This is a genomic window from Hymenobacter aranciens (genome assembly GCF_030580865.1).
In the GTDB taxonomy this organism is placed as follows: domain Bacteria; phylum Bacteroidota; class Bacteroidia; order Cytophagales; family Hymenobacteraceae; genus Hymenobacter; species Hymenobacter aranciens.
On the sequence record NZ_JAUQSY010000007.1, the window covers coordinates 102,291 to 129,073 of the forward strand.

18 protein-coding genes are annotated in these 26,783 nt (G+C 64.4%); all 18 read left to right on the forward strand.

Translation table 11 applies throughout. The annotated features are described in order from the left end of the window. Positions 1 to 223: 223 nt before the first annotated feature. The 18 genes from secA (at position 224) to Q5H93_RS11835 (ending at position 26,637) form a co-directional block, all read left to right on the forward strand. Positions 224 to 3,634, forward strand: a complete 3,411-nt coding sequence (gene secA, locus Q5H93_RS11750) for a preprotein translocase subunit SecA (RefSeq protein ID WP_305006719.1) — start codon at positions 224 to 226, stop codon at positions 3,632 to 3,634. A 123-nt stretch (positions 3,635 to 3,757) separates the two neighbouring features. Then, positions 3,758 to 5,128 (forward strand): FG-GAP-like repeat-containing protein, encoded by a 1,371-nt coding sequence (locus Q5H93_RS11755; protein ID WP_305006720.1) that lies wholly within the window; start codon positions 3,758 to 3,760, stop codon positions 5,126 to 5,128. A gap of 144 nt (positions 5,129 to 5,272) precedes the next feature. Further along, a complete protein-coding gene (locus Q5H93_RS11760) occupies positions 5,273 to 7,963 on the forward strand; it encodes a T9SS type A sorting domain-containing protein (RefSeq protein WP_305006721.1) in 2,691 nt (896 codons plus the stop codon). A gap of 526 nt (positions 7,964 to 8,489) precedes the next feature. Continuing rightward, positions 8,490 to 8,759: a hypothetical protein gene (locus Q5H93_RS11765; RefSeq protein WP_305006722.1), complete on the forward strand. Its 270-nt coding sequence runs from the start codon at positions 8,490 to 8,492 to the stop codon at positions 8,757 to 8,759. A gap of 72 nt (positions 8,760 to 8,831) precedes the next feature. Continuing rightward, positions 8,832 to 9,128, forward strand: a complete 297-nt coding sequence (locus Q5H93_RS11770; RefSeq protein WP_305006723.1) for a hypothetical protein — start codon at positions 8,832 to 8,834, stop codon at positions 9,126 to 9,128. Positions 9,129 to 9,200: 72 nt separating this feature from the next. Then, positions 9,201 to 11,000 (forward strand): T9SS type A sorting domain-containing protein, encoded by a 1,800-nt coding sequence (locus Q5H93_RS11775; RefSeq protein WP_305006724.1) that lies wholly within the window; start codon positions 9,201 to 9,203, stop codon positions 10,998 to 11,000. Positions 11,001 to 11,057: 57 nt separating this feature from the next. Beyond that, on the forward strand, positions 11,058 to 12,785 hold the full coding sequence (locus Q5H93_RS11780) for a T9SS type A sorting domain-containing protein (RefSeq protein ID WP_305006725.1): 1,728 nt from the start codon (positions 11,058 to 11,060) through the stop codon (positions 12,783 to 12,785). Between the two features lie 102 nt (positions 12,786 to 12,887). Beyond that, positions 12,888 to 14,654 carry a T9SS type A sorting domain-containing protein gene (locus tag Q5H93_RS11785; protein WP_305006726.1) on the forward strand — a complete coding sequence of 589 codons (1,767 nt, stop codon included), beginning with the start codon at positions 12,888 to 12,890 and terminating at the stop codon, positions 14,652 to 14,654. 48 nt (positions 14,655 to 14,702) lie between these two features. Then, a complete protein-coding gene (locus Q5H93_RS11790) occupies positions 14,703 to 16,502 on the forward strand; it encodes a T9SS type A sorting domain-containing protein (RefSeq protein WP_305006727.1) in 1,800 nt (599 codons plus the stop codon). 21 nt (positions 16,503 to 16,523) lie between these two features. Then, positions 16,524 to 18,035, forward strand: a complete 1,512-nt coding sequence (locus Q5H93_RS11795) for a hypothetical protein (RefSeq protein WP_305006728.1) — start codon at positions 16,524 to 16,526, stop codon at positions 18,033 to 18,035. Between the two features lie 36 nt (positions 18,036 to 18,071). Further along, entirely contained in the window at positions 18,072 to 19,169 is a 1,098-nt protein-coding gene (gene proB, locus Q5H93_RS11800) for a glutamate 5-kinase (protein ID WP_305006729.1), read from the forward strand. Between the two features lie 45 nt (positions 19,170 to 19,214). After that, positions 19,215 to 20,468, forward strand: coding sequence for a glutamate-5-semialdehyde dehydrogenase (locus Q5H93_RS11805; RefSeq protein WP_305006730.1), 1,254 nt, complete (start codon positions 19,215 to 19,217; stop codon positions 20,466 to 20,468). Positions 20,469 to 20,615: 147 nt separating this feature from the next. After that, positions 20,616 to 21,296 carry a deoxyribose-phosphate aldolase gene (gene deoC / locus Q5H93_RS11810; RefSeq protein WP_305006731.1) on the forward strand — a complete coding sequence of 227 codons (681 nt, stop codon included), beginning with the start codon at positions 20,616 to 20,618 and terminating at the stop codon, positions 21,294 to 21,296. Positions 21,297 to 21,303: 7 nt separating this feature from the next. Beyond that, positions 21,304 to 21,855 carry a hypothetical protein gene (locus tag Q5H93_RS11815; protein WP_305006732.1) on the forward strand — a complete coding sequence of 184 codons (552 nt, stop codon included), beginning with the start codon at positions 21,304 to 21,306 and terminating at the stop codon, positions 21,853 to 21,855. A 207-nt stretch (positions 21,856 to 22,062) separates the two neighbouring features. Continuing rightward, positions 22,063 to 23,253: a M20 metallopeptidase family protein gene (locus Q5H93_RS11820; RefSeq protein WP_305006733.1), complete on the forward strand. Its 1,191-nt coding sequence runs from the start codon at positions 22,063 to 22,065 to the stop codon at positions 23,251 to 23,253. Positions 23,254 to 23,268: 15 nt separating this feature from the next. Continuing rightward, entirely contained in the window at positions 23,269 to 24,108 is an 840-nt protein-coding gene (locus tag Q5H93_RS11825; protein WP_305006734.1) for a hypothetical protein, read from the forward strand. A 234-nt stretch (positions 24,109 to 24,342) separates the two neighbouring features. Then, positions 24,343 to 24,849 (forward strand): Hsp20/alpha crystallin family protein, encoded by a 507-nt coding sequence (locus Q5H93_RS11830; RefSeq protein ID WP_305006735.1) that lies wholly within the window; start codon positions 24,343 to 24,345, stop codon positions 24,847 to 24,849. A 279-nt stretch (positions 24,850 to 25,128) separates the two neighbouring features. Beyond that, a complete protein-coding gene (locus tag Q5H93_RS11835) occupies positions 25,129 to 26,637 on the forward strand; it encodes a Do family serine endopeptidase (protein WP_305006736.1) in 1,509 nt (502 codons plus the stop codon). Positions 26,638 to 26,783: the final 146 nt, after the last annotated feature.

The window sequence follows — 26,783 nt, forward strand, 5'->3', positions numbered from 1 at the left end:
CGCGCCGTGCGCAGCAGTAATTTCTTTGTCTGAACGATTGAAATTACCATCCCAACGAAGCGGGCGAGGTCCTTTCGCCGCTCCGCACCTCAGGATGACGTGCTGGTTTACCTAATGCCTGCTAACCTGCCAGCCTGGCACTATCCGGCTTTTGGGACGGTTTTCGCTAGAAAGGCCGTAAATTTGGGGTGCGCCCGAGCGCCTTTCGCTAAAATAATACCTGATGTTTGATTTCTTAGGCAAGACCGTCGCCAAACTGTTTGGCTCCAAATCGGAGCGCGACCTGAAGGAAGTGCTGCCCTACGTGGCCCTCATTAATACCGAGTATGCCAAACTGGCGGCCATCAGCGACGACGAGCTGCGCGGGCAGACCGCTACCCTGCGCGCCCGCATTGCCGAGCGGCTGACGGGCATCGACGGCCAGATTGCCGGCCTGCACCAGCAAATCGACTCCCAGCCCGGCCTCGACGTGGCCAAGAAAGAAGCCCTTTTCGAGCAAATTGACGTGCTGGAAAAGCAGCGCAACAAAGATTTGGAGGCGGTATTGCTGGAAATCCTCCCCGTGGCCTTCGCCATCGTGAAGGAAACCGCCCGCCGCTACGCCCAGAACGGCCAGCTGGTGGTGACGGCCACCGACCTGGACCGCGACTACGCCGCCAGCCACCCCAACGTGACTTTCGAGGGCGACAAAGCCATCTGGAGCAACACCTGGCTGGCCGCCGGGGCCGAGATTACCTGGGACATGGTGCATTACGACGTGCAGCTGATTGGCGGCTACGTGTTGCACACCGGTAAAATCGCCGAGATGGCCACCGGCGAGGGCAAAACCCTGGTATCGACCTTGCCCGCGTTCCTGAATGCGCTGGGCGGGCGCGGGGTGCACCTCGTAACGGTGAACGATTACCTCGCCAAGCGCGACTCGGAGTGGAATGCGCCCTTGTTTGAGTTCCACGGCATCACGGTGGACTGCATCGACAAGCACCAGCCGAATACGGATGCCCGCCGCAACGCGTATCTGGCCGACATTACGTACGGCACGAACAACGAATTCGGCTTCGACTACCTGCGCGACAACATGGCCCGCGACCCTTCGGAGCTGGTGCAGCGCAAGCACCACTTTGCGATGGTGGACGAAGTGGACTCGGTGCTGATTGACGATGCGCGGACCCCGCTCATCATCAGCGGGCCGGTGCCGCGCGGCGATGTGCACGAGTTTCTGCAGCTCAAGCCCCGCATTCAGCGGCTGGTGGAGGAACAGAAGAAGGTGGTGCAGAACTACCTCGTGGAAGCCCGCAAGCTGATTAAGGAAGGCAAGACGGGCGTTGAGGAAGGTGACAAAAACGGCGTCGGCGGGCTCATGCTGTTCCGCGCCTACCGCGGGCTGCCCAAGAGCAAGCCGCTCATTAAGTACCTCAGCGAAACGGGTATCCGGACGGTGCTGCAGGCTACCGAAAACCACTACCTGGCCGACAACTCGCGCCAGATGCCCAAGGCCGACATGCCGCTGTTCTTCACCATTGATGAGAAGAACAACCAGATTGAGCTCACCGAGAAAGGCATTGACCTGATTACGGCGCAGGGCGAAGACCCGCACCTGTTTATCATGCCCGATATCGGGGTGGAAATTGCCAACATCGAGAAAAACGAGGCCCTGACGGCCGAGGAAAAGCTGGCCCAGAAGGACCAGCTGATGCAGGATTATAACGAGAAGTCGGAGCGCGTGCACACCGTGAACCAGCTGCTCAAAGCCTACACCCTGTTTGAGCGCGACGACCAGTACATCCTGACCCAGGATGGCAAGGTGAAAATCGTGGACGAGCAGACGGGCCGCGTGATGGAGGGCCGCCGCTATTCCGACGGCCTGCACCAGGCCATCGAGGCCAAGGAAGGCGTGCGCATCGAGGATGCCACCCAGACCTACGCCACGGTGACGCTGCAGAACTACTTCCGCATGTACCACAAGCTGGGCGGCATGACGGGTACGGCCGAAACCGAAGCCGGCGAGTTCTGGGAAATCTACAAATTGGACGTGGTGGTGATTCCGACCAACCGCGCCATCAGCCGCAAGGACGAGCACGACCAGGTGTATAAGACTGTGCGCGAGAAGTACAACGCCGTGGCCCAGGAAATTCAAAAGCTGGTGGAAGCCGGCCGCCCGGTGCTCGTGGGTACCACCTCGGTCGAGATTTCGGAGCTCGTGAGCCGCATGCTCAAGCTGCGCGGCATCCAGCACCAGGTGCTGAACGCGAAGCAAAACCAGCGCGAGGCCGAGATTGTGGCCGCCGCCGGCTACCCCGGCACCGTAACCATCGCCACCAACATGGCGGGCCGCGGAACGGACATCAAGCTGCGCGAAACCAGCCGCGCGTCCGGCGGGTTGGCCATCATCGGCACCGAGCGCCACGAGTCGCGCCGGGTAGACCGCCAGCTGCGCGGCCGCGCCGGGCGCCAGGGCGACCCGGGCAGCAGCCAGTTTTTCGTGAGCTTGGAGGACAACCTGATGCGCTTGTTCGGCTCGGACCGCATTGCCAAGCTCATGGACCGCATGGGCATGGAGGAAGGCGAAGTCATCCAGCACTCGATGATTACCAGCTCCATCGAGCGGGCGCAGAAGAAGGTGGAGGAAAACCACTTCGGCACGCGCAAGCGGTTGCTGGAGTACGACGACGTGATGAATGCCCAGCGCGAAGTGGTGTACAAGCGGCGCCGCAATGCCTTGCACGGCGAACGCCTGGAAGTGGACATCCTGAACATGATTTACGACGTGTCGGAAGACATTGCCGTCGGGCATCTCGTGACCAAGGACTTCGAGGACTTCAAGCTGGCCGTGATTCGCGTCTTCGGGTACGATACGCACCTCTCGGCGGCCGATTTGACCAATCTGGCGGCCCCGGCGCTCACGCAGAAGCTGTACAATGAAGCCCTGGGCTACTTCCAGAGCAAAAACGAGCACATCGCCAGCACCAATTTGCCGCTGGTGAACGAGCTGCTGCGCAACGGCGCCCAGTACGAGAACATCGCGGTGCCCTTCACCGACGGGCGCAAGCAGGTGACGGCCATTGCCAACCTGCGCAAGGCCGAGGCCACCGGCGGGCACGACATTCTGCGCTCGATGGAGAAGGTGGTGGTGCTGTCGGTCATCGACACGGCCTGGACGCAGCACCTGCGCCAGATGGACGACCTCAAGCAGGTGGTGCAGAACGCCGTGTACGAGCAGAAAGACCCCCTGCTGGTGTACAAGTTCGAGTCGTTTGAGCTGTTTAAGCGCATGATTGGCAAGGTGAACGAGGAAACTATCAGCTTCCTGTTCCACGCCGACGTGCCGGTGCAGCAGCAGGCCGTGGGCACCAACGACGAGATGGACTACTACCTCGACGACGAGGAGCACATGCCCCAGCTGGTGCTCGAAAAGGAGGACTCGCAGCAGAGCCTGGGCGCCGGCCCCGAGGACATTGGCCCCGACTACGAAGCCCCGGCCGTGGCCGAGAAGCAAACGCCCGTGCGCGCCCAGCACATTGCCAACCGCAACGACCGGGTGAACGTGCAGTACATGGACGGCACCGTGAAGCGCGATGTGAAGTACAAGAGCGTGGAAGAGGACGTGCAGAGCGGCCGCGCCGTGCTCGTGGATTAGGCTGGTACGTAGCTTTTTTCCTGACTATTCAGAAAGCCACCCCCGGGCAGGGGGTGGCTTTTTTGTAGGCTATACTTTTCAGTACCTTTGAAGGGATTTCTTTTATTTGTTTTAAGCTCCTGTATGAAAAAAAGCTGCTTATTAAGCGTTGGCACGAGCCTGCTGGCACTCGGGCTGGCCGGGCAGCCAGCGCGGGCGCAATTCTTTGGGACGGCAGTGGCCTACCCGGCCGGGCCTACCCCCACTACGGTGGCCGTGGGCGACCTGAATAACGATGGCCATCCCGATATAGTAAGCGCAGGCCAGGGCTTTGGCAATATGACGTTGCTGCTGGGGCAGGCTGCGGGCGGTTTTGCGGCGCCGGTGGCCTACCTGACGGGCACTGGTACCGGTGATATTTTGCTAGGGGACTTTAATTACGACGGCAAGCTCGATGTGCTGATGGCCGACCTTGGCAACAACGCCCTGGTGCTGCTACCGGGCAACGGCACGGGCTCGCTGGGTGTGGGGCCCAGCTATTCTGCGGAGCAGGGGGTAGTGAGCCTGAGCGCCGGCGACGTGAACGGCGACGGCAAGCTCGATATTCTGACGGCCAACAAGTTTAATAATACGGTATCGGTGCTGTTGGCGCTGCCGGCGGGCGGCTTTTCCATTCGAACGGACTACGCGGTCGGCCAATCGCCCACTCGCGCCCGCTTAGCCGACCTGAACGGGGATGGAAGGCTCGATATTCTGGCTACCAACCTCGCCAGCCAAACGCTGTCGGTGCTGCTGGGTAACGGTACGGGTGGCTTCGGCACAAAACAGGACTATATGACGGGCGCCCAGCCCACCGATGTGCAACTGGTGGACCTGAATGGCGATGGCTACCGCGATGCCGTGGTAGGCACGGCCATTGGCCGCACGCTGGAGGTGCTCGATGGCAATAGCATGGGGACGCTGGGTACCAAAAGCGACAACTATTTGCCGGGCATGACTGCTTCGGTGGCGCTGGGCGACGTGAATAATGACGGCTACCCCGATGTGGTGGTAACCCAGACCGATGGCAACGTAATAGTGCTACTGGGCGATGCCACCGGCGACCTGGGTTCCCAAACCAGCTACCAATGCGGCTCGCGTAGCGACAAGGGTATCCTGGCCGATGCCACCGGCGACGGCGTACTGGACCTGGTGGTGTGCGACAATCGTAACAACGCCATCGTCATCCGCCCCGGCCTGGGCCGCCCCAACGCTGTGCGCTCCTCGGCGCTGCCGGCGCTACAGCTCTACCCCAACCCCGCCCACGAAACGGTGCTGCTAAGCGGGCTGCCGGCCACTACCCAGCCTGTTGCGGCGGTGCTGCGCAACAGCCTGGGCCAGGTGGTACGCCGCATGGCCCTGACGCCCACCGCCGGGCAGGCCAGCCTCTCGGTGGCGGGGCTGGCGGCCGGGGCTTATACCCTGCACCTGCATACCACGGCAGGCCCGGCCGTGCGCCAGGTGGTGGTGGAATAAGCCACCCGGCTGGCCATAGCGGCTACCATCCTGTATGAGAAACGCCCGACGCTGCCCGCGCCGGGCGTTTTGCTGTGGTGGCCCGCCAGCTTCCTGCCCGTACCTTTGACGGCCCGTTGGGCTGATTTAGTTAACCTTACTCGTATGCGCTCCTTCTATTTAGTGCTCAAAACCATCCTTTGCCTGGCCGGAGTGGCCGGCTTGCTGGCTGGCCCTGGCCTGGCCCGGGCGGGCAGCCCCCTGACCGGGATGCCCCCGGCCGCGCTGGCCCAGGCCCTGAACCCCGATGGCACTCTGAAGCCCGGGATGGCGGGTACTTTCGACGCCCGGCGGTTTACGATGGGCACGGCGCCGGACGGCAGGCCCGTGTTTCGGCCCAAAAGCCTGCTGGGCGCCGACGACTACCACTGGCAGGACGGCTTTGGGCTGCCCGCGGGCACCAATGGGCGGGTGACCGTGCTCCTGCCGGTGGGGGGCGAGGTGTACGTGGGCGGTAAATTCACTACCGTGGGCAATGTGGTGGCCCACAACCTGGCCCGCTGGGACGGCACGGCCTGGCACGCCGTGGGCACGGGCTTGGCCAATGGAGTGGGGGGCGAAGTGCTGGCCCTGGCCCGCGCCGCCAACGGTGATGTGTACGTGGGCGGCAGCTTTAGCCAGGCCGGAGGCAGCTACTCGCCCGGTATTGCGCGCTGGAATGGCCTGGCCTGGAGCAGCCTGGGCACCGGCACGGCCAACGGGCTCACGCTGGGCGGCGCGGTGAGCGCGCTGGCCGTGGGCCCGGGCGGGGAGGTGTACGCGGGGGGCGTGTTTAGCCAGGCCGGGGGCATCATGGCCAACAACATTGCCCAATGGAGCGGCGGCAGCTGGAGCGCCCTGGTGGCCGGGGGCATCAATGGCGTTAATCAGGGCGTGCGGGCGCTGGCCCTGACCCCGGCGGGCGAGCTGTACGTAGGCGGCGTCTTCTCGCAGGCCGGGCCGGTGGCGGCGGCGGGCCTTGCCCGCTGGAGCAGTGGCACCTGGACGGCCCTCGGCAGCGGGCTGCGCCAGAATGCCAGCACCCTGGGCTACGCCAACGCCCTGCTGCTCGACGCTACCGGCAACCTCTACGTGGGCGGGCGCTTTGCTGAGGCCGGCGGGGTGCCGGCCAACAACGTGGCCCGCTGGAACGGCACCACCTGGAGCGCCCTGGGCAGCGGCAGCAGCAATGGTGTGACCGGCATTGTGGAAGCCCTGGCCGCCGCGCCCGGTGGCGGCCTCTACGCGGGCGGGCAAGTGCTCAACAGCACCGCCCCCAGCACCGGCGTGCTCCGCTGGAACGGCAGCCGCTGGGCGCCGCTGGGCCCCGGGGCCCTCGGCAACCATAGCGTGTATGTGCAGGCGCTGGCCGTGGGGGCCGGCGGCGAGCTCTACCTCGGAGGCCAGTTTGGCAGGGCCAATGGCGTGGGCGCCGACCACATTGCCCGCTGGGACGGCAGCATCTGGCAGCCGCTGGGGGCCGGCAGCGGCAATGGCTTGTATGGCGAAACCACTGCCGTGGCCGTGGGCCCCAACGGCAACGTGTACGTGGGCGGCAATATTGGCAAAGCGGGCAACGTGCTGGCCAATGGTGTGGCCTGCTGGAACGGTAGCAGCTGGAGCAGCCTGGGCGCCGGCACCGCCAATGGCATTGTGGGCTGGGTAGAGGCCCTGGCCGTGGCCCCCAACGGCGATGTGTACGCCGGTGGGGACTTCAGCCAGGCCGGCGGGGTGTCGGCCAACAACGTGGCCCGCTGGAACGGCACCGCCTGGAGCGCCCTGGGCAGCGGCAGCACCAATGGCGTCGTCGGCCGGGTGCGGGCGCTGGTGGTGGCGCCCTCCGGCGAGCTCTACGTGGGCGGGCAGCTCACCCGCGCGGGCGGGGCCGTGGCCAACGGGGTGGCCCGCTGGAACGGCACGGCCTGGGATGCCCTGAGCGGGGGGCTCACCTACAACAGCCTGGCCGGTAGCGTGCGCGCCCTGGCCCTGGCCCCCAACGGCAGCCTCTACGTGGGTGGCATCTTCACCCGGGCGGGCACTGCTACGGCCGAAAACGTGGCCCGCTGGAACGGCACCGCCTGGACCAGCCTCAACGCCGGCACCGGCATCAACGCCATCAGCAATGTGTATGCCCTGGCCGTGACGCCCAACGGCGACCTCTACGCGGGCGGGTCCTTCGGGCGCGTGGCCGGGCAAGCTATTTACGACGTAGCCCGCTGGAACGGCAGCACCTGGAGCGCCCTGGGCGCTGGCGTGGGCGGCGGCCTGGGCGCGGTGAGCAACTTGCGCGTAACCGCCCTGGCAGCCACTGCCAGCGGCCACCTGTACCTGGGCGGCTTGTTCGGGCAGGCCGGCGGCACGCCCGTGCACAACCTCGTGCGCTGGGATGGCAGCGCCTGGCTGCCCCTCGGCAGCGGCCTCAACGGCGAAGTAGTCGGCCTGGCTTCCGATGCTACCGGCAAACTGTACGTGGCCGGCGCCTTCGGGGGCGTGGGCGACAACAGCAAGGCCAGTAGCAATTTTGCCATCTACGACCCCGCCGCCGTGCTGGGCACTGCTGCCAGCGCCCCGCTCCCCGCCCTGCAGCTCTACCCCAACCCCGCCCACGAAACGGTGCTGCTGGCCGGCTTGCCGGCCTCGGCTGCGCCCCTCGTGGCCGTGTTGCGCAATACGCTGGGCCAGGTGGTGCGCCGCACCACCCTTACGGCGGTGGCCGGGCAGGCTCTGCTATCAGTAGCGGGCCTGCCGGCTGGCGACTATACCCTCCACCTATTTACTGCGCAGGGCCCAGCCGTGCGCCGGCTGGTGGTAGAATAAGCCACTCAGCTGGCTATAGCTGCTACCCTCCAGCGTGGTAAATGTCTGACACTGATAGCGCCAGGCATTTACCATGTTGATTAAACCAGGCCCTTGGCCCATTCTCTCAAGCCCTTGGCAGGTGCTGCCAAGGGCTTACTACTTCAGGAAAGGCACTTGGTTCTGACAAGCAAGCCCGTGCTACTGCCGGCATGGGGCTTGCGCAAAGCAAACAAGTGCTTACTGACTTAAACCGGGTGCTTGGCCAGGCCTCCAAGGCCCACGGCGGCGCCGGACAAGTACCAATACAGTAACAATAGGTGCCTGCCCGGTCAGAACGGGTGCCTGGCTGGTGCGCTATTGATAGTATCGGCAACGGAGGGGCTGCTACGCGGGGATATGCGCAACGCAATGCCTGGTAAGTCAAAAATAAAAGCGAGAAAAAGCAGGGATATTGTGAAATTGTGAAAAAGTCGTACATTGGCAGCCATAACGGAGGTAACGGCCTTGCCTTCGGCTCTTTTCACCCTTTTCACTTTTTTTATTTATGAAAGTACCCTCTCGCGGATTGTTCCCGGTTAGTCAGATGAACGACGGGGAACGCATCAGTAAAGGCACCCATTGCAACCAGCTGTATGAGCTGAATGCACCCGGGTTCCCCGATACCACTCCCAATACCCTCACCCAGCGCGTCGCCTCCGTTAGCCGCCTCACCGATGCCGTGGCGGCGGCCGTGGACGGCGGGCGCGCCGTGCGCAACGAGCTAATAGCGGCCCGTGGGGAGTTTAACACCCTCTTTGCCGACTACCGCGACTAGGCAAACCAGAGCAACGTAGCGCTGGGCGACGCCATCAAGCTCAACAAGCTGGGCCTGGAGGCCAGCAAGCCGATGGCGCACCGGGCCACCCGCCCGGCCACCCCCCAGATGAAGGCCGTGCGGGTGGTAGGGGCCAAGTGCATTTGGGCAGGCTGCGAAAAGATAGGCGGTAAGGTGATGTACACTTATTTTGTGGCCTACGGCGAGACGGAGCCGCCCCTCAGCGACTTCAGATTTCTGCTGAACAGTACCTCGGCGCACGAGGAGCTGACGGTGGAGTCCGGCAAACGCCCCTGGGTGTGCATGCTGGCCACCAACTCGGCCGGCATGAGTGAGTATAGCGCCCCCATGGGGCTACTCGTGGTGTAAGGCAATGCAGCGGGCTTCAAGCCAGGCCCCCAGGGGATAGATGATGTGAAAAAGAATGGCTTACTTTACTACATGAAGCACCTACTTGCACGGATGACGGAGCTGCGAAGCTCCGTCATTTTTGTTCTACCAAAGACTTGCCGCCTGCTGCTTGGCGCCCTGCTGCTGCTGGCCAGCCCCCGGGCCCACGCCCAAACGCCTAGCTGGCAACTGGCGCTGGCAGCCAACGCCGATAGCACCAGCCTGAGCACCATGACGGGCACGGCGACCGATGCGGCGGGCAATGTGTACGTGGCCGGCAATTTCAGCGGCCGCATTGCCCTGGGGAGGTTCAGCTTCAGTAGCGCGGGGCAGAACGATATCTTCGTGGCGTGCTGGAGCCCGGCGGCGCAGGCCTTCAGCTGGGCCCGGCAGGTGGGCGGCAGCGGCGACGACTGGGTGGCAGGCATTGCCGTGGCCGATACGAGCGTGTACCTGGCCGGTTCTTTCCTGAGCCCGGCCCTGCAGTTTGGCAGTACGCAGCTGGTGGGCGTGACTCTGTCCACGGCGCCGGGCGGGCCGGCCCTGCCATCGATGGATGGGTACCTGGCCAAGCTCAGCACGGCGGGCGCTTTTGGCTGGGCCCACCTGCTGGCCGATGGCAACCACAACCAGCTATACCGCCTGGCCGTGAGCGGCAACAGCGTGTACGTGAACGGCTCCTGGCAGGGCACCGACGTGGTGGTAGATGGCGTGGCCCAGGCCACCAGCGGCTCCGGCAACCACATAGTAGCCAAGTTTCGCGATGCCGGGGCCAGTGCCCGCTTTGCCTGGGCCCAGCGCCTGCCGGTGCCGGTGTATGCCCTGGCGGCCACGGGCACGGGCGTGTTCCTGGGGGGCGATTTTTCGCTCAGCAACCTGGAGCTGGGCGACACTATCCTGCACAGCAGCTTTGCGGGCAACGCGCACTGGTACGTGACGCAGCTGCTGGATGCCGGCAGCGGCGTACGCTTTGGCTGGAGCCGCACCACCGACAGCCCCGGCGACCAGACGGTGCGGGCGCTGGCAGTGCAGGGCGGCGCCCTGTACGTGGCGGGCACTTTTATGGGCAGCACGGCCCGGTTTGGGGCCTTCACGCTCACCAACAGCAGCACGCGCAACGATATTTTCGTGGCCAAATTTGCCGATACCAGCCCCGCCAGCCAGCCCACGTGGGTGCAGCAGGCCGGCGGCATCTACCACGAGCGGGTGGCGAGCCTGACCGTGGCCGCCAACCAGGTATACCTGACGGGTAGCTTCTTTAGTCCCGCCGTCACCTTCGGGCCCCACTCGGCCCCGAACAGCAATCCGACCGTGGCGGGCCTAAACAGCAACAACGACGTGTACGTGGCCAAATTGCTGGACCTGGGCAGCTCGGCCAGCTTTGCCTGGCTGCAGGCGGCGGGCAGCGCCACCAGCAATGCCCTCGACGAGAGCTGCGGCGTGGCCGTGGTGGGCACGCAGGTGTACGTGGCGGGGGGAGTGGGCCCCGGTTGCCGCTTCGGCCGCCACCAGCTCCCCGCCGCGTCGGGCGCGCTCACGGCCTTTCTGGCCCTGCTTGATGAAACCATTCTGGGCACCGCGCCGGCCACCGGCCTTGCGGCCACCCTGCAGTGCGTGCCCAACCCCGCCACGGGCCGCACCATCGTCTACGGCCTCCCCAGCCCCCCGGCTTTGGCCACCCAGCTGCTCCTGCTGGACGCGCTGGGCCGCCCCGTGCGCTCGGCTACGGTGCCCAGCGCCCAGCTCACCACCGGCTACTCCCTCGACCTGCGCGGCCTGGCCCCGGGCCTGTACCTAGTGCGCCTAAGCAGCGGCGGCACGCTGCTCACGCGCCGGCTGGTGGTGGAGTAAACCGCCGTCGGCCTCCTGCTACCTTTGCCTTATACTCTTCACCCTGATTTCTTTGCAATGAAACAGCTTTTTACTCTCGCCCTGCTGGCCGGCTGGTGCCTGCCACTGCTTAGTCCTGCCCAGGGCCCCACCTGGCAATTGGCCACGGGCATCAGCCCGGCCACTAATACCGCTTCGGAGGTGCTGGCCAGCGCCGCCGACAACCAGGGCAACGTGTACATGGCCGGTACCTTCTTCGGGCGGGCCGTATTTGGCAGCACCACGCTCGTGAGCGCCGGGGCCTACGACGGTTTCGTGGCCAAATACAACGCGACCGGCGCCGTGGTGTGGGTGCAGCAGTTGGGCGGGACCGGGTCGGAGCGCATCACGGCCATAGCGGCCAGCGCGGGGCGGGTGTGCGTGGCGGGCACCTTCGAGGGAACCAGCACCACGCTGGCAGGCACGTCGTACAGCAACGTGGGTACGCAAGGCACCGACGCTTTTGTCCTTAATTACCTCGATACCGGCGTAACCAGCAGCGTGGCGGGAGTGTATATGCTGGGCAGCGCCGGCACCGACCTGGTGCCGGCCCTGGCCTTGCGCGGGACCAGCCTGGTGGTGGCCGGTACGTTTTCGGGCGGCTCCCTCACGGTGGGCAGCACGGTACTGGCCAATGCGTCGGGCAGCCTGGGCGTATTCAGCGATGTATTTGTGGCCCGGTTTGAGGTCGGTAGCAGCAGTCTCACGCCTCGTTGGGCCGCGCAAGCGGGCGGCCAGGGCTTCGAGGAGGTGTCGGCGGTGGCGCTGAATGGCTCCAGTGTGTACATCGCGGGCCAGTTTACCGGGCCCCCGGCCACGTTTGGCAACACCGTGCTCACGGCCGCCAACATGAGCTACGATGGCTACGTGGCCAAGCTCGAAGATGCCAGCAACGCGGGTACTTTCACCTGGGCCGAGCGGTTCGGCAGCGGCGTCAACGACCACGGCACGTCGCTGGCGGTGGTGGGCAACAGCATTTACATAGGCGGCCAGCTGGGCCCGGAGCCCGGCACCTTTGGCACGCTCACAGCCACCGGCAGCAGCACCAGTCTGCCCGATGTATTTGTGGCTAAACTCACCGACGCGGGCCCGCTGGCCGCTTTCGACTGGGTGCAATTGCTGGGCAGCAGCACCGGCTACGAAAAGCTGGATGCCCTGACCGTGCAGGGGAGGCATATCTACGCGGCGGGGGTGTTTTCGGAGTCCAGTACCACCTTCGGCGGCATCACGCTCCCCAATCCGGCCCCGACCAATGCCGATGGCTTCCTGCTGAGCCTAGCCGATGGCCCGGCTGTGCCTACCGTGGAGTGGGCCGTGTCCATTGCTGGCAACGCGGCGGAGTTCGTCAATACCATCACGGCCCAGGGCAACCGGCTGTACGTGGGGGGCTCCACGGCCAGCAGCTCCGTCAGCTTTGGCCCGCTCACGCTGACCAGCACCTTCAACGGCAGCCAGGGCTTCGTGGCCGTGCTCGACGGCATTGTGCTCGGTACGGCCGAGGCAACGGCCACCCGCGCCGGCTTCAGCCTCGGGCCCAACCCCGCCCGCCACACCGTGGCCCTGCGCTGGGCCGTGCCTGCCACTGCCACCCCCGTGGCCCTGACGCTCACCGACGCGCTGGGCCGCCCCGTGCGCTCGGCCATGGTGCCGGCGGCCCAGCTCATCACCGGCTACTCCCTCAGCCTGACGGGCCTGGCCCCAGGCCTCTACCTCGTGCGCATGACGAGCGGCCGCACGCAGCTTACGCGGCGGCTGGTGGTAGAGTAAAAAATGTATCAGAAGCTTTGCTGCCCGCGCAAGCCCGTTATTTGTCCCATGAAATACTCCTACTTAAAAAAGAGAAAAGCAGTAGCTTTCGCCCCGGTCATTTTGCTGAAAGCTATAGCCTTGCTGGGCCTGTTGTGGCTGGGGCCGCCAGCAACCACCCGGGCCCAGGCCCCCACCTGGCAGACAGTGCTGACGCCTGGGGCCGTGGCGCCACACGGCTCCGACATCAGCAGCACGGCGGCCGACGCTAACGGCAACATCTACCTGGTTGGGTCGTTTTCGGGCAACCTGCGCCTGGGAAATATCCTCCTGGCCAGCGCCGGGCAGAACGACGCCTTCGTGGCCAAGTACAATCCCACCACCAGCACCTATCTGTGGGCGCGAAGCTACGGCGGGTTCGACGATGATGCCCTCTATGCGGTGACCGTCAGGGGCACGGCGGTGTATCTGGCGGGCGGCTTTCGCAGCCGTACCCTCACGTTGGGCAGCGTCACGCTCCAGAATCAGGGGGCCGTCAACAGCTCCCCCACGTATTCCTACAACGACGGGTTTGTGCTGAAGCTGACCGACCAGGGTACGAACCCTACCGTTGACTGGGCGCAGTCGGTGGGCTCGGGCGATACCGATTACATCGTGGCCATGACCCTGAACGGCAACGACCTGTACGTAGCCGGCGATTTTTCGGGGCCTAGTCTGACCTTGGGCAACCTGGTGGTTACCAACCCGCAGGGAACGATGAATAACCCGGGCGGCTCCTATGTAGCCAAGCTCAGCGATGCGGGCAGCACCAGCACCTGGCGCTGGGCCCTGCCCCTGGGCAGCGACATCAGTTCCCGCATCAACGCCTTCACGAGCGTGGGAACCACCCTGTACCTGACTGCTGACTTCATCGGTAGCCAGCTGCAACTCGGTAGCACACTGGTAGCGGCCAGCACGACCACTAATTTTATTGCCAGGCTCACCGACACGGGCAGCACGGCCACCGTGGGCTGGGTGCAGCCGCTGGCCGAGAATGCCTACGTCACGGCGCTCGCGGCCACGGCCACCAGCCTGTATCTGGGGGGACTTTTCTCAGGGCCTACGCTGACAGTTGGCCCGACTACCCTCACCAATGCCGCTGCCAGCACCCAGTGGCCGACTGAAGACCTGTTTGTGGCCAAGCTCACCAACCTGGCCGCTACGCCCAGCTACGCCTGGGCCCTAAGCGCGGGCGGGCTCGACCGGGAAGGGTTGAATACGCTAGTCATCAATGGCAATAACCTGTATCTGGCGGGCACTTTCTTCAGCAACAATGTCCAGTTCGGCCCCAGCTTGCTCGTCAATACCCTGTCGCCCGTCCCGCAAGGCCTCGACGCGGAGCTGTACGTAGCCAAAGTGGCCGATGCCGGCAGCAGCGCCCGCTTCGAGTGGGGCCAGCAGGCCAGTGGAGTCGGCGCGGACGTGGCTACCAGCATTACCTTGCACGGCACCACGGTGTATGTGTCGGGGTACGTCATCGGCAACCCCACTACGTTTGGCAGCTTGCCGGTGGCCGTGGCTACGCAGAACTTTCTGGGCTTCTGCGCCACCCTCACCGACAATACCTTGCTGGCTACGACGCCAGCTCCGGCCCTGGCCGGCCTGCGGGTGTTCCCCAATCCGGCCCGGCACAGCGTGCAGCTGCAGCTACCGGCCGCCCAGCCTGCTGCCCAGCCCCTGACCCTGACGCTGACTGACGCGCTGGGCCGTTCCGTGCGCTCGGCCACGGTGCCGGCGGCCCAGCTCGCCACCGGCTACTCCCTCGACCTCAGCGGCCTGGCCCCGGGCCTGTACCTGGTGCGCCTAAGCAACGGCGGCACGCTGCTCACGCGCCAACTGGTGGTGGAGTAGGGGCAAAGCCTAACCCTGTCTGCGTATAATACCTGCTTTCTTTACTACATGAATCACTTCAACACCTTCTGGGCAGGCGTGCGCAGCCTGGCTATGGCACTTTGTTGCAAATCAACGGGCCTTGCGCTGGCGCTGAGCGGGCTGCTGGCCCCCGCTGTGCAGGCGCAGGCCCCGGCCTGGCAACAGGCCCTGGGCCTGGCGCCCACCACCCCGGCCGCCACGCAGCTGCGGGGCATGGCCACCGACGCCAGCGGCAACGTGTACGTGGCCGGGTACTTTGAAGGCACCCTCACGCTGGGCAACACCACCCTGACCAGCGTGGGTGGGCGCGACGTGCTGGTGGCCAAGTGGCAGCCCAGCACCAGCACCTGGCTGTGGGCGCAGCGCGCGGGCGGGACCACCGACGACTACGCCACCGCCTTGGCCGTAAGCGGCAACAATGTATACGTGACGGGCCAGTTTGATAGCATAACGGCCGATTTTGGAGCTACCACCCTCACCAATGCCGGCACCTCGGGTACGTCGGGCGATGTATTTGTGCTGAAGCTGACCGACAGCGGCAGCAGTACCATCAACTGGGCACAGCGAGCCGGCGGCATCTTCGGCGACCGCGCCCAAGCCATTGCCGTGAGTGGCACGGGGGTGTACATCACGGGCGTGTACTCCAGCTCCACGGCCGATTTCGGCAGTACCACTCTCACGTGGGTAAACTCTCCGACAGGCGGGGGGGATATATTTGTAGCCAAGCTGGTTGATAGCGGCAGCACGGGCCAGTTTGCCTGGGCCATCAGCGCCGGCGGCGACGGCAATGACCGGGCCTACGCGCTAGCGGTGCAGGGCAGCTCCATCTACATCGCCGGCGACTACTCGGGCAGCACCGCCACCTTTGGCGGAACCCAGCTGCTCAATGTCCCGCCCCCGCCTAGCGATTTCAGCTACAACGCCTTTGTGAGCCGGCTCACGGAGTATGGCGCCGGGCCCGCATTTGACTGGGCGACGCAGCTGGGGGGCACCGGCAATGAGGTGGGGCAGGCGCTGCTGTGGCACAACGGCAGCTTGTATCTGGCGGGCAGCTTCACTAGCAGCAGCATGTTGGTCGGCAGCGACATACTAACCAATGCCGGGGGCAGTGCCAGCCCGGCCACCGCCGATGCCTTCTTGGCCCGCCTCGTAGACCGGAACGTGGGGGGGCAGTTTATGTGGGCGCAGCAGCTGGGCGGCCCCGGCAACGAGGCGGCGCTGGCCCTGGCGGCCCGCGCCGATGGCATTTACGTGGCCGGCTTGTTCAGCAGCGCCAGCATCGGCAGCGGCAACACCCTGCTCACCAATACTGGCCCCGTGAGTACCCGCGAGGTGTGGGTGGCCCGCTACCGCAGCGCCGCCGCCAGCGCCCAGCTGGAGTGGGCCCGCGCCGCCGGGGGCGTGGCCGACGACCAGGCCAACGCCCTGGTCCTGACTGGAAACTTGGTAGTAGTAGGCGGCACCGTAACGCCCGCCGCCACGTTTGGTCCCCAAGCCATCAGCGCCTCGGCCGGCACGCTCACGGGCTTCGTGGCCACCCTTGCCGACCCTGTGCTGAACGCCACGACCGCCGCCGCCGTGGGTACGCTGCAGCTAGCCCCCAACCCGGCCACCGGCCGCACGCTGTTGCACCTACCCCCGACCTTACAGGCCGCTGGGGCAACGCTCACCCTCGCCGATGGCTTGGGCCAGGTGCTGCGCACAACCGCCGTGCCCGGCGGCGCTGCCGCTTACCCCCTCGACCTCAGCGGCCTGACTCCGGGCCTGTACCTGGTGCGCCTAAGCAACGGCGGCACCCAGCTTACGCGCCGGCTGGTGGTGGAGTAGGGGAGAAGTAAGCAACTTGCCGTGTCCCGAACGCGCCTTTTCCTGCTGTTTAGCTGCCTGACAGCCCTGGCTGCCTGCACGCCCGCTCCCGAATGGGGCCCCGTGGCCGTGCCCAGGCAGTCGCCGCAGGGCTGGTCGGCCGCCTACGCCGTAACCACCGACTCGGTAGGCGACGTGTACCTGGCCGGGCAGTTTGACGATACCATCACCTTCGGCCAAACCCGGTTGGTAAGCGCCGGCCTCACCGATGCGTTCGTGGCCAAGTGGAGCCCTCGCCGCCAGCGCTGGTGCTGGGCCGTGCGCGCGGGCGGCGACAGCCACGAAAGCGCCCTGGCCGTGGCCGTGAGCCGGGCGGGCGTGTTCGTGGCGGGCAATTTTAGCAGCTACGCGGCCGATTTTGGCGCCGATACCCTCGCGAATACAGTAGTCGAGTTCCCCGGCACTTCGCATTGGCACAGTGATTTGTTTGTAGCCCGGCTGGCCGTAGATACCGTGGGCGCCCGCATTGCCTGGGCCCGGCAAGCTGGCGGCGCGGGTGACGAAAGCGTGCGGGCCCTGGCCGTGCGCGGGGCCGACGTGTACTTGGCCGGCACCTTTGCGAGCGCCGCCTTGGCCTTGGGTGACACCATCTTGTGCAATGCGCGCGACTCATTAAGCGATGGTAACGAATACGACCCGCTGACGCACGGCTTCATGGCCAAGTGGCACGACGAAGGCTCCTGGCCGCGCCCGTGCTGGGCGCGCCGTCTCGGCGGCCGCTTCGGCGGCTACGCCACGGCCCTGGCCGTGCAGGATTCGGGCGTGTACGTGGCCGGAAATTTCCAGGGCCCGGGCGACGACCTGGGCTCGGCCTACCTGCCCAACGCCGGCCAGACCGATATGTACGTGCTCAAGCTGCACGATACCGGCCGCCGGTCGGTCATTGAATGGATGCGCAGCGCGGGCGGGCGCGATACCGAGTACGCCACGGCCCTGGTGGTGCAGCCTGGACGGGTGTACGTAGCGGGCATGTTCAACAGCCCCGCAGCGGAGTTCGGCAGCCACCGGCTAGTCAATGCCGATACCGCCGACCTGCGCACCCCGTATGTAACCACGCTCGACTACGACGGTTTCATAGCGGCTTTGGACGATGCCGGCCCGGCCACCCGCTTCGTGTGGGTGCAGGCGCTGGGCGGCAGCCGCACCGAGGCCGTCACCGGTCTGGCCGTGCAGGGCCGACAGGTGTACGTGGCCGGGCACTTTCGCGGGCCGCGCCTGCCGCTGGGGCGCTACGTGCTGCGCAACCCGGCGCAGCTCGCGACGGAGGAGATTTTCCTGGCCCGCTTCACCGACTACGGCCCGCGCAGCGCCTGCACCGGCCTGCTGCAGGCCGGCGGACCCCACGACGAAAGCACCTACGCCCTGGCCCGCCACGCGGGCCGCCTCTATCTCACCGGCATTGCCCGCGACTCGGCCCGGTTTGGTGAGGTGCGGCTGCGTACGGACAGCACCTTTGGGAGCAGCTACCTGGCCGAAGTAATCACGGGTAAATAAGCGTTTTCCTGCCACCCGGCCGTACTTTCGTGGGTAATGCCTGCTTCCACCATGCCCTCCCTGCGCCGCCTCGTCGTCAAAATCGGCTCCAACGTTCTCACCCGCGCCGACGGCCTGCCCGACCTCGACCGCCTCAGCCACCTCGTGGACCAGGTGGCCCACCTGCGCCAGCAGGGCACGGAGGTAATTGTCGTTTCGTCGGGCGCCGTGGCCGCCGGCCGCAGCCTCATCCAGCTCCCGCCGAAGGCCGATGCCGTGAGCAGCCGCCAAGTGCTGGCCGCCGTGGGCCAGGTGAAGCTGCTGAGTATCTACGCCGGGCTCTTCGCGGGCCACGCCCTCACCTGCGCGCAGGTGCTCGTCACGAAGGAGGACTTCCGCGACCGCCGCCACTACCAGAACATGAAAACCTGCTTCCTCGAATTGCTGGCGGCGGGCGTGGTGCCGGTGGTTAATGAGAACGATGTGGTGTCGGTGACCGAGCTGATGTTTACCGACAACGACGAGCTAGCCGCCCTCATCGCCGCGCAGCTCGGCGCGGACGCGCTGGTGATTCTCAGCAACGTGGACGGCCTTTTCGACGGCCCGCCCACCACGCCCGGGGCCCAGGTAATTCGCGAAGTGGCGCCCGGCGCCACCGGCCTGGCCCAGTTCGTGCAGGCCAGCCGCTCGCAGTTTGGGCGCGGGGGCATGCTCACCAAAGCCAGTATGGCCCAGAAGGTGGCCCGGCTGGGCATTCACGTTTACATTGCCAACGGCACCACGCCCGACATCCTGCCCGGCGTGGTGGCGGGCACGGCCCTGAACACCTGGTTCCGCCCCCGACCCCGCACGGCCTCCGAAACCAAAACCTGGCTGGCCCACGCCCACGCGGCGGCCACCGCCGTCGTGACCCTGAACGCCGGGGCCGTAGCTGCCCTTGTGGCGCCCGGGCAGGCGCGCAGTCTGCTGCCGGTAGGGGTCGTTTCCATCGAGGGTGAGTTCCAGAAGGGCGACATCATCCATCTCATTGACGAAGCCGGCCAGCCCGTGGGCCTCGGCGTGGCCGAATACGGCGCCGATAAGGCCCGCGAGCGGCTGGGCCAGCAGCGCCAGCGCCCGCTGGTGCACTACGACTATCTTTTTGTGCAATCCTGATTACCAGGCTTGCCCGTATCTATTTCTACCAATACTCTTCCTGCTATGGACAACCTGTTGCCCCTCTTCGCGGCCGCCCAGACTGCCGCGCCTGCCCTCGCCCAAACGCCCGTGGCCACCATCGACGCTGTGCTGCACGACCTCGCCGCCGCCGTGGAAGCCGAAGCCGCCTTCCTGCTGGCCGAAAATGCCCACGACCTGGCCCGGATGCCCGACACCGACCCCCGATACGACCGCCTGCGCCTCACCCCCGGGCGCCTCGCCGGCATCGCCGCCGACCTGCGGGCCGTGGCCGCGCTGCCTTCGCCCCTGGGCGCCGTGCTCACGGAAAAGGAATTGCCCAACGGCCTGCAGCTGAAGAAAATCAGGGTGCCGCTGGGCGTCATCGGCATCATCTATGAAGCCCGCCCCAACGTGACGCTCGACAGCTTGGCCCTGTGCCTGAAATCGGGCAACGTGTGCCTGCTCAAAGGCGGCTCCGACGCCGCCAACTCCAACGCCGCCCTGGTGGCCAACGTGGTGCGCCCGGTGCTGGCCCGCCACGGCTTGCCCGCCGCGGCCGTCACCCTGCTGCCGCCCGACCGCACGGCCACCGCCGCGCTCCTGGCCGCCGTCGGCTACGTCGATGTGCTGATTCCGAGGGGCAGCCAGAGCCTCATCAACTACGTGCGCGACCACGCCCGGGTGCCGGTCATCGAAACCGGGGCCGGTATCGTGCACACCTACTTCGATAAAAGCGGCGACGTGGACCTGGGCCGGGCCATCATTCACAATGCCAAGACGCGCCGGGTGTCGGTCTGCAATGCCTTGGACTGCCTGCTGGTGCACGAGTCGCAGCTGCCGCATCTGCCGGCCCTGCTGGCGCCGCTGGGGGAGTCGGGCGTCGAAATCTTTGCCGATGAGGCTGCTTACGCGGCCCTGGTCCGCCACTACCCGGCCCCGCTGCTGCACCCCGCCGCCCCCGAGCACTTCGGCACCGAGTTTCTCAGCCTGAAAATGGCCGTGAAAACCGTGCCCAACCTCGCCGCCGCGCTCGCCCACATCGCCCGCTACGGCTCGAAGCACTCCGAGGCCATCATCTCGCAGGATGAAGCCAGCATCGAGCAATTCCTCAACGCCGTGGACGCCGCCGCCGTGTACGCCAATGCCTCCACCGCCTTCACCGACGGCGCCCAGTTCGGGCTGGGGGCCGAAATCGGTATCAGCACCCAGAAGCTGCACGCCCGCGGCCCCATGGCCCTGGAAGAATTGTGCAGCTACAAGTGGCAGGTGCGCGGCGCGGGCCAGGTGAGGAAGTAACGCGAAACGGCCACTCTGATAGACGAGCAAAACCAGGTCAGGCGTTGAGCGTTTAGGAGAGTTAAAAGTTAAAAGTTGAGAGTTAAAAGAGTTGCTACGGCTTTTAACTCTCAACTTTTAACTTTTAACTCCCCGTATCTTCGCCCTATGAGTCCGAACATCCCCCTCGCTTCCCGCATCGACCACACCCTGCTGCGCCCCGACTGCACTGCCGCGCAGGTAACCCAACTCTGCCAGGAGGCTGCCGACCACGGCTTTGCCAGCGTGTGCGTGCCGCCCTGCTACGTGGCCCAGGCCGCTGCCCAACTGGCCGGCTCAACCGTGAAAGTGGGCACTGTCATCGGCTTCCCGCTGGGCTATGCCGCTGCCAGCGCCAAGTTTAAGGAAGCCGAGGTGGCCCTCTACGACGGCGCTGATGAGCTGGACATGGTGATGAACATCTCGGCCTTCAAGTCGGGCAATTTCGACGCCGTCCGGGCCGAAATCTGTGACCTTACCGAGCTCTGCCACATGCAGGAGGCCACCCTCAAGGTCATCATCGAAACCGCCCTGCTCAACGAGGAGGAAATCACCAAAGCCGCCCAGCTCTGCGCCGAAGCCGAGGCCGATTTCGTGAAAACCAGCACCGGTTTTGCCAGCCGCGGGGCGTCTTTTGAGGATGTCAGGCTGTTGCGCAAAGTATTGCCCGACACCGTGCGCATCAAAGCCTCCGGCAGCATCCGCTCGCGGGCCGCCGCACTGGCCATGGTGGAGGCTGGCGCCGACCGCATTGGCTCTTCCAATAGTCTGGCCCTCATTACGGAAGAAGATGAACCCACTGCTGCCTAAGCTGCCCGTGCTATTGCTCTCTGCCACGCTGTTGCTGGCGGGTTGTGCGGGCGCGTCGTCGCAAGCCCCCCGCGCATCCGCGCCCCCCGACACCGTACCCGGCCGCACCACGGCCACTACGCCCGCCCGCCCCGCCCTACCCGCCGAGGACGTGACCAAGTACCGGCCCACTTTCCCAGCGCCCAAGCCTGCCCCGGCCTCCGCCACCACCCCCATAGCTAAAGCTGCCCCCGCGCCCACCAACCAGGTCAACACCCAGGTCGACCAGCGCCTGCGCGACCAGGCCTACACCAATCAGAACGTGAAATACACCCAGGGCTACCGCCTGCTGGTGTACCACGGCATCGAGCGTGAGGAAATGATGGCCATCCGCCGCACCATCATCGGCCGCTACCCTGATGAGACGGACTACGTTGTCTTCAAATCCCCCGTCTACCGCCTCTACATCGGCGACTACACTAGCAAGCTGGAGGCCGCCCGCGGTTTGGCCCGCGTAAAAGCTCTGACGCAGAAAGCCGAGTTGGAAATGACGCAGGTGCTGCTAAATAAAACGCCGTAGCAGCACGACAAACTCCCCTCCTTGGAAAGGAGGGGATGTGAGCGCCGAAGAGGCGCGAACGGGGGGGGGCGCCCGTCCGCGCCGTCTGGGTTTTTGTTAAAATACACTGCGTCGTTCTACCGGCGCGAGCGGGCGAACCACCCCCGTTCGGCGCTCTTCGCGCCTCACATCCCCTCCTTTCCAAGGAGGGGAGCTTCTCGTTCTCTCATGTCCGACCTTCTCGCCACCATCCAAGAAAAAGCCGCCCGCTATGCTGCCGACACCGTAGCCCAGCGCCGCCACCTGCACGCCCACCCCGAGCTGTCTTTCGAGGAAACCAACACCGCCGCTTTCGTCACCCGCGAGCTGGAAAAGCTGGGTTTGCACCCGCAGCCCTTGGCGGGCACCGGCGTGGTAGCCCTCATCGAAGGCCGCGAAGGTGGCCCTACGGTAGCCCTGCGGGCCGATATGGACGCCCTGCCCATCCAGGAAACCAACGAGGTAGCTTACAAATCGACTAACCCGGGCGTGATGCACGCCTGCGGGCACGACGTCCACACCGCCTCGCTGCTGGGGGCTGCCCGCATCCTAACCGAGCTGAAAAACGACTTCACCGGCAGCGTCAAGCTGATGTTTCAGCCGGGCGAGGAGCGGCTGCCCGGCGGCGCCTCGCTCATGATTAAGGAAGGTGTGCTCGAAAACCCCAGGCCCGCTTCCGTACTGGGCCAGCACGTATTTCCGCGCCTGCCGGCGGGCCAGATTGGCCTGCGCAGCGGCCAGTACATGGCCAGCACCGACGAGCTCTACCTCACCATCCGGGGCAAGGGCGGCCACGGCGCCATGCCCGAAAGCAACCTCGACCCCGTGCTGGTAGCCGCCCATATTATCGTGGCCGCCCAGCAAATCGTGAGCCGCCGCGCCGACCCCAAAACGCCCTCCGTACTCTCCTTCGGCAAAGTCATCGCCAACGGCGCCACCAACGTCATCCCCGATTCGGTGTACCTGGAAGGTACCTTCCGCACCTTCAGCGAGGAGTGGCGCAACCAGGCCCACGTACTGCTGCGCCAGCTCTGCGAAGGCCTGGCCGCCAGCATGGGAGCTGTCTGCGAGCTGGAAATCCGCCGCGGCTACCCCTACCTCGAAAACGACCCCGCCGTGACGGCCCGCACCAAAGCCGCCGCCGCGCAATACCTGGGTGCCGAAAACGTTATCGAACTGGACCAATGGATGGCCGCCGAGGACTTCGCCTACTTCTCGCAGGCCGCGCCCGCCTGCTTTTACCGCCTCGGCACGGCTTCGGCCGATGGGCGCTTCACCTCCTCGGTCCATACGCCGACCTTTGATATCGACGAAGCCGCGCTGGCTACCGGGCCGGGGCTCATGGCGTGGTTGGCTTTACAGGAATTGGCCGTTAAATAGCTCGCAATTATGTCTATGCGTTACTTCTTTCTTGCGGCGCTACTGCCTTGTTTTGCTTACGGGCAGGGTACCTCGCATCAACGGCGTCAGGTGGCGTTGCAACCTGAGGTGCAGGCTCAGGTTTTGCTTAGTCAGGGGGCTTATGTATATGCTGCTTTTGGCGGCGTGCGCTATACTGATTATACTTCCGCCTCGACCGACCGGACGCTGGGGCTGGATGTGCGCTACGCAGCGGCCGGATACGAAGCACCATTGCGAGGCTATAAGTGGAGTTGGGGAGCCACTGTGCGCGTGGCGGGCACCCAGGGCGTGGGCCCGGTGGTGCAGCCGGGGCTGCTGCTGCGCCATCGCAGCGAGCTAGGGCCGCTGGTGCTGGGACAGCGGTTGGGGGCCGAGTATGCTTTCTCCAAGGATTTTCGCCTGGACCCAGCATACAACATAGCTTCAAGCTATTCAGCGGTTAGCCCATTTTTACTGCGCTTGCGCCTGGATTTGTTTCCAGCCAAATACTTTCAGGTCGTTAATGGTTTGATGGTTAGACCTCGCGTTAGCTTTGAGCCAGCGCTATTCTTACGTCTGCAACGCGACGAAAACGACCCGGATAAGCGCACGATTGATTTCACTAGTCTGCGGGCCGATGTTGCATTTCGCATTGAGAAAGCTAAGTTAGATATAGCTCCTTGGTTTGCTTTGCAAACACAATACCTCCGCACTGTTATTCAGACCGACCCGAACGGCAACCCTACATCCAATGGGAAGCTAAATAGCGTGCTGCCCACGGTTGGGCTTGAACTGCGGTATCACTTATGGCAAGCAAACGATGTGTTGCTACCGGAGCTATCCACACAGCATTAAATTCATGATTATGTCAAAAGGTCAGAATTGCCAAAAATGATTTTAGGGCGATTGAGAGTTGTGGGAGCGTTTTTATCTTTTGGTAGCGGATGCTATAAAAAATTGCCTTAGTGAAAACAGACAAAAAGGCAGTTAAAGTTTGCTGCCTGGCGACTGGTACAGATTTTATAGAATACTCAGCGTACCGCAATCGGTACTGTTTCTGTAAAAATCTAACCAACACCCGCCTACACCATGGCTACGCTCGTTTATAACAACCGTCCCTCGCTCCGTCCTACCCGCGCCTTCAACACCCTGCTCGGGCAGATGCTGCGCGAAACCGGCGGCACCCAGCCCGCCCCCAGCTTCGTCCCCGCCGCCGACATCGTTGAAACCGCCCAGGGCTTTGAACTGCACCTCGCCCTGCCCGGCGTGAAAAAAGACGCTGTCAAAATCGAATTCATCGACGGCCAGCTCGTCGTGTCCGGGGAGCGCGCAAACCCCTTCGCCGCTGCCAAAGCATCTGCTGCCCCGGCCGCCGAAACTGCTGGCGCCGAGAGTGAAACAGCCCCCGTCGCGACCGAAGCCGCTCCGCGCTTCCGCCGCACCGAAACCAACTTCGGCCCCTTCCAGCGCAGCTTCCGTCTGCCCGACACGGTGAACGTGAAGAATATCGGTGCCGAGCTGACCGACGGCATCCTGCGCGTCACGCTGCCCTTCGACACCGAGAAGGTGACCAAGCAAACTATCGAAGTGCGCTAAGCTGTCCTGAGGTTTTAGAAAAAGGGCATCCCACTGGGATGCCCTTTTTCTGGCTCGGGGCTTGCTGAGAAAATGCCCGCGGCAGGGCGCTTTTTTCGGTGGCTTTGCGTTTAATTTGTAGTCTAAGCAACCCTCCTCCACCGATTGGAATCTTTGCGGCGTGGAGGATGTCAAAACAAAGCGGGTGTTTGTTCGTCCTCATTGCTTATTCACCTTTCTGCCTCCAATTTCGACTATCTAAACCCCTACTCCTTCATTACCTCATCACCGAATAAAACCATGCAAGCAAAACAAATGATGCTCGGCCTGCTCGGTTCCGCCATTCTGGGCGGGGGCGTGGCCGTAGGTGGGTACAAGATGCTGGAACCGACTGCCGAAAGCCGGAACCAGGTCGTGGCCGCCGACCCCAATGTGCGTTATACTTCCGAAATGCGCAGCAGCCATTACGCCGTGCCCGAAGGCCTGAACTTCGTGGCCGCTGCCGCGGCCGTAACGCCTGCCGTAGTGCACGTTATGACTGAATACGCCGCCCCGGCCGTCGACAACAGCCGGGCGCAGCAGATGGACCCCTTCCTGCGTCAGTTCTTCGGCGACCAGTTGGAGCAGTTCCGCGGCCAGCAGCCGCAGGGCGGTGGTGAAGGCTCGGGTTCGGGCGTAATCATCGCCGCCAACGGCTACATTGTCACCAACAACCACGTAATTGACAAGGCCTCGAAAATCGCCGTTGTGCTCGACGACAAGCGCAAGTTCGACGCCGAGCTGGTGGGAGCCGACCCCAGCACCGACCTCGCCGTGCTGAAAGTGAACGCCGACAACCTGCCCTTCGTGAAGTACGGCAACTCCGACGATGTGAAAGTAGGCCAGTGGGTACTTGCCGTCGGTAACCCCTTCAACCTGAACTCGACCGTAACGGCCGGTATCATTTCGGCCAAAGGCCGCAACATCAACATCCTGCGCCGCGAGGACAACATGGGCATCGAGTCGTTCATCCAGACCGATGCCGTGGTGAACCCCGGCAACTCGGGCGGTGCGCTCGTCAACCTCAACGGCGACCTCATCGGCATCAACTCGGCCATCTCGTCGCACACGGGCTCGTTTGAGGGCTACGCCTTCGCCATCCCCAGCTCCATCGCCAGCAAAGTGGTGGACGACCTGCTGAAATACAAAGTAGTACAGCGCGCCCTGCTCGGCGTACAAATCCGCGAAGTAGATGCCAAGCTGGCCTCCGAGAAAAAGCTGAACACCCTGAACGGTGTGTACGTGGAAGGCTTGAGCAAGAGCAGCGCCGCCGCCGAAGCCGGCCTGAAAGCCGGCGACGTAATTACGCAAATCAATGGCGTGCCGGTGAACACCTCATCGCAACTGCAGGAGCAGGTGGCCCGCTTCCGTCCTGGCGACAAGCTGAAAGTGAACTACCTGCGCGGCTCCGATGCCAAGGAAACCACCGCCACGTTGCGCAATGCCACCGGCACCACGGCCGTGGTGCGCGAAGAGCCCGCTTCGGCCACCGTTAAGTACGAAGGCGTGACGCTGTCGCCGGTTTCGGCCCGCGAGCAAAACCAGTTGGGCATTGCGGGTGGCGCCAAGATGTCGGGCGTGAAAAACAGTAATTTCCGCGAAGTCGGCATGGTGGATGGCTTCATTATCACGCGCATCGATAAGAATATCGTAACCAAGCCTTCCGACGTAAAAACCTTCCTAGAGGAGGCCAAAAATAGCTCGGGTGCTCTACTCGAAGGGGTGTATCCGGATGGTCGCAAGGCGTACTATCCGCTCATCCCAGAGTAAGCTACGGACTGACTTAAGTGACTTGAAAAGAGTCTGCTCCACGAGCAGACTCTTTTTTATTGTCTTCATTCCAGAAAAAATAGACTGATGCCGCTGGGTTTACGCAACAGTCGGGCTACGCCCCCGTATACCAGAAGCCGCTCAAT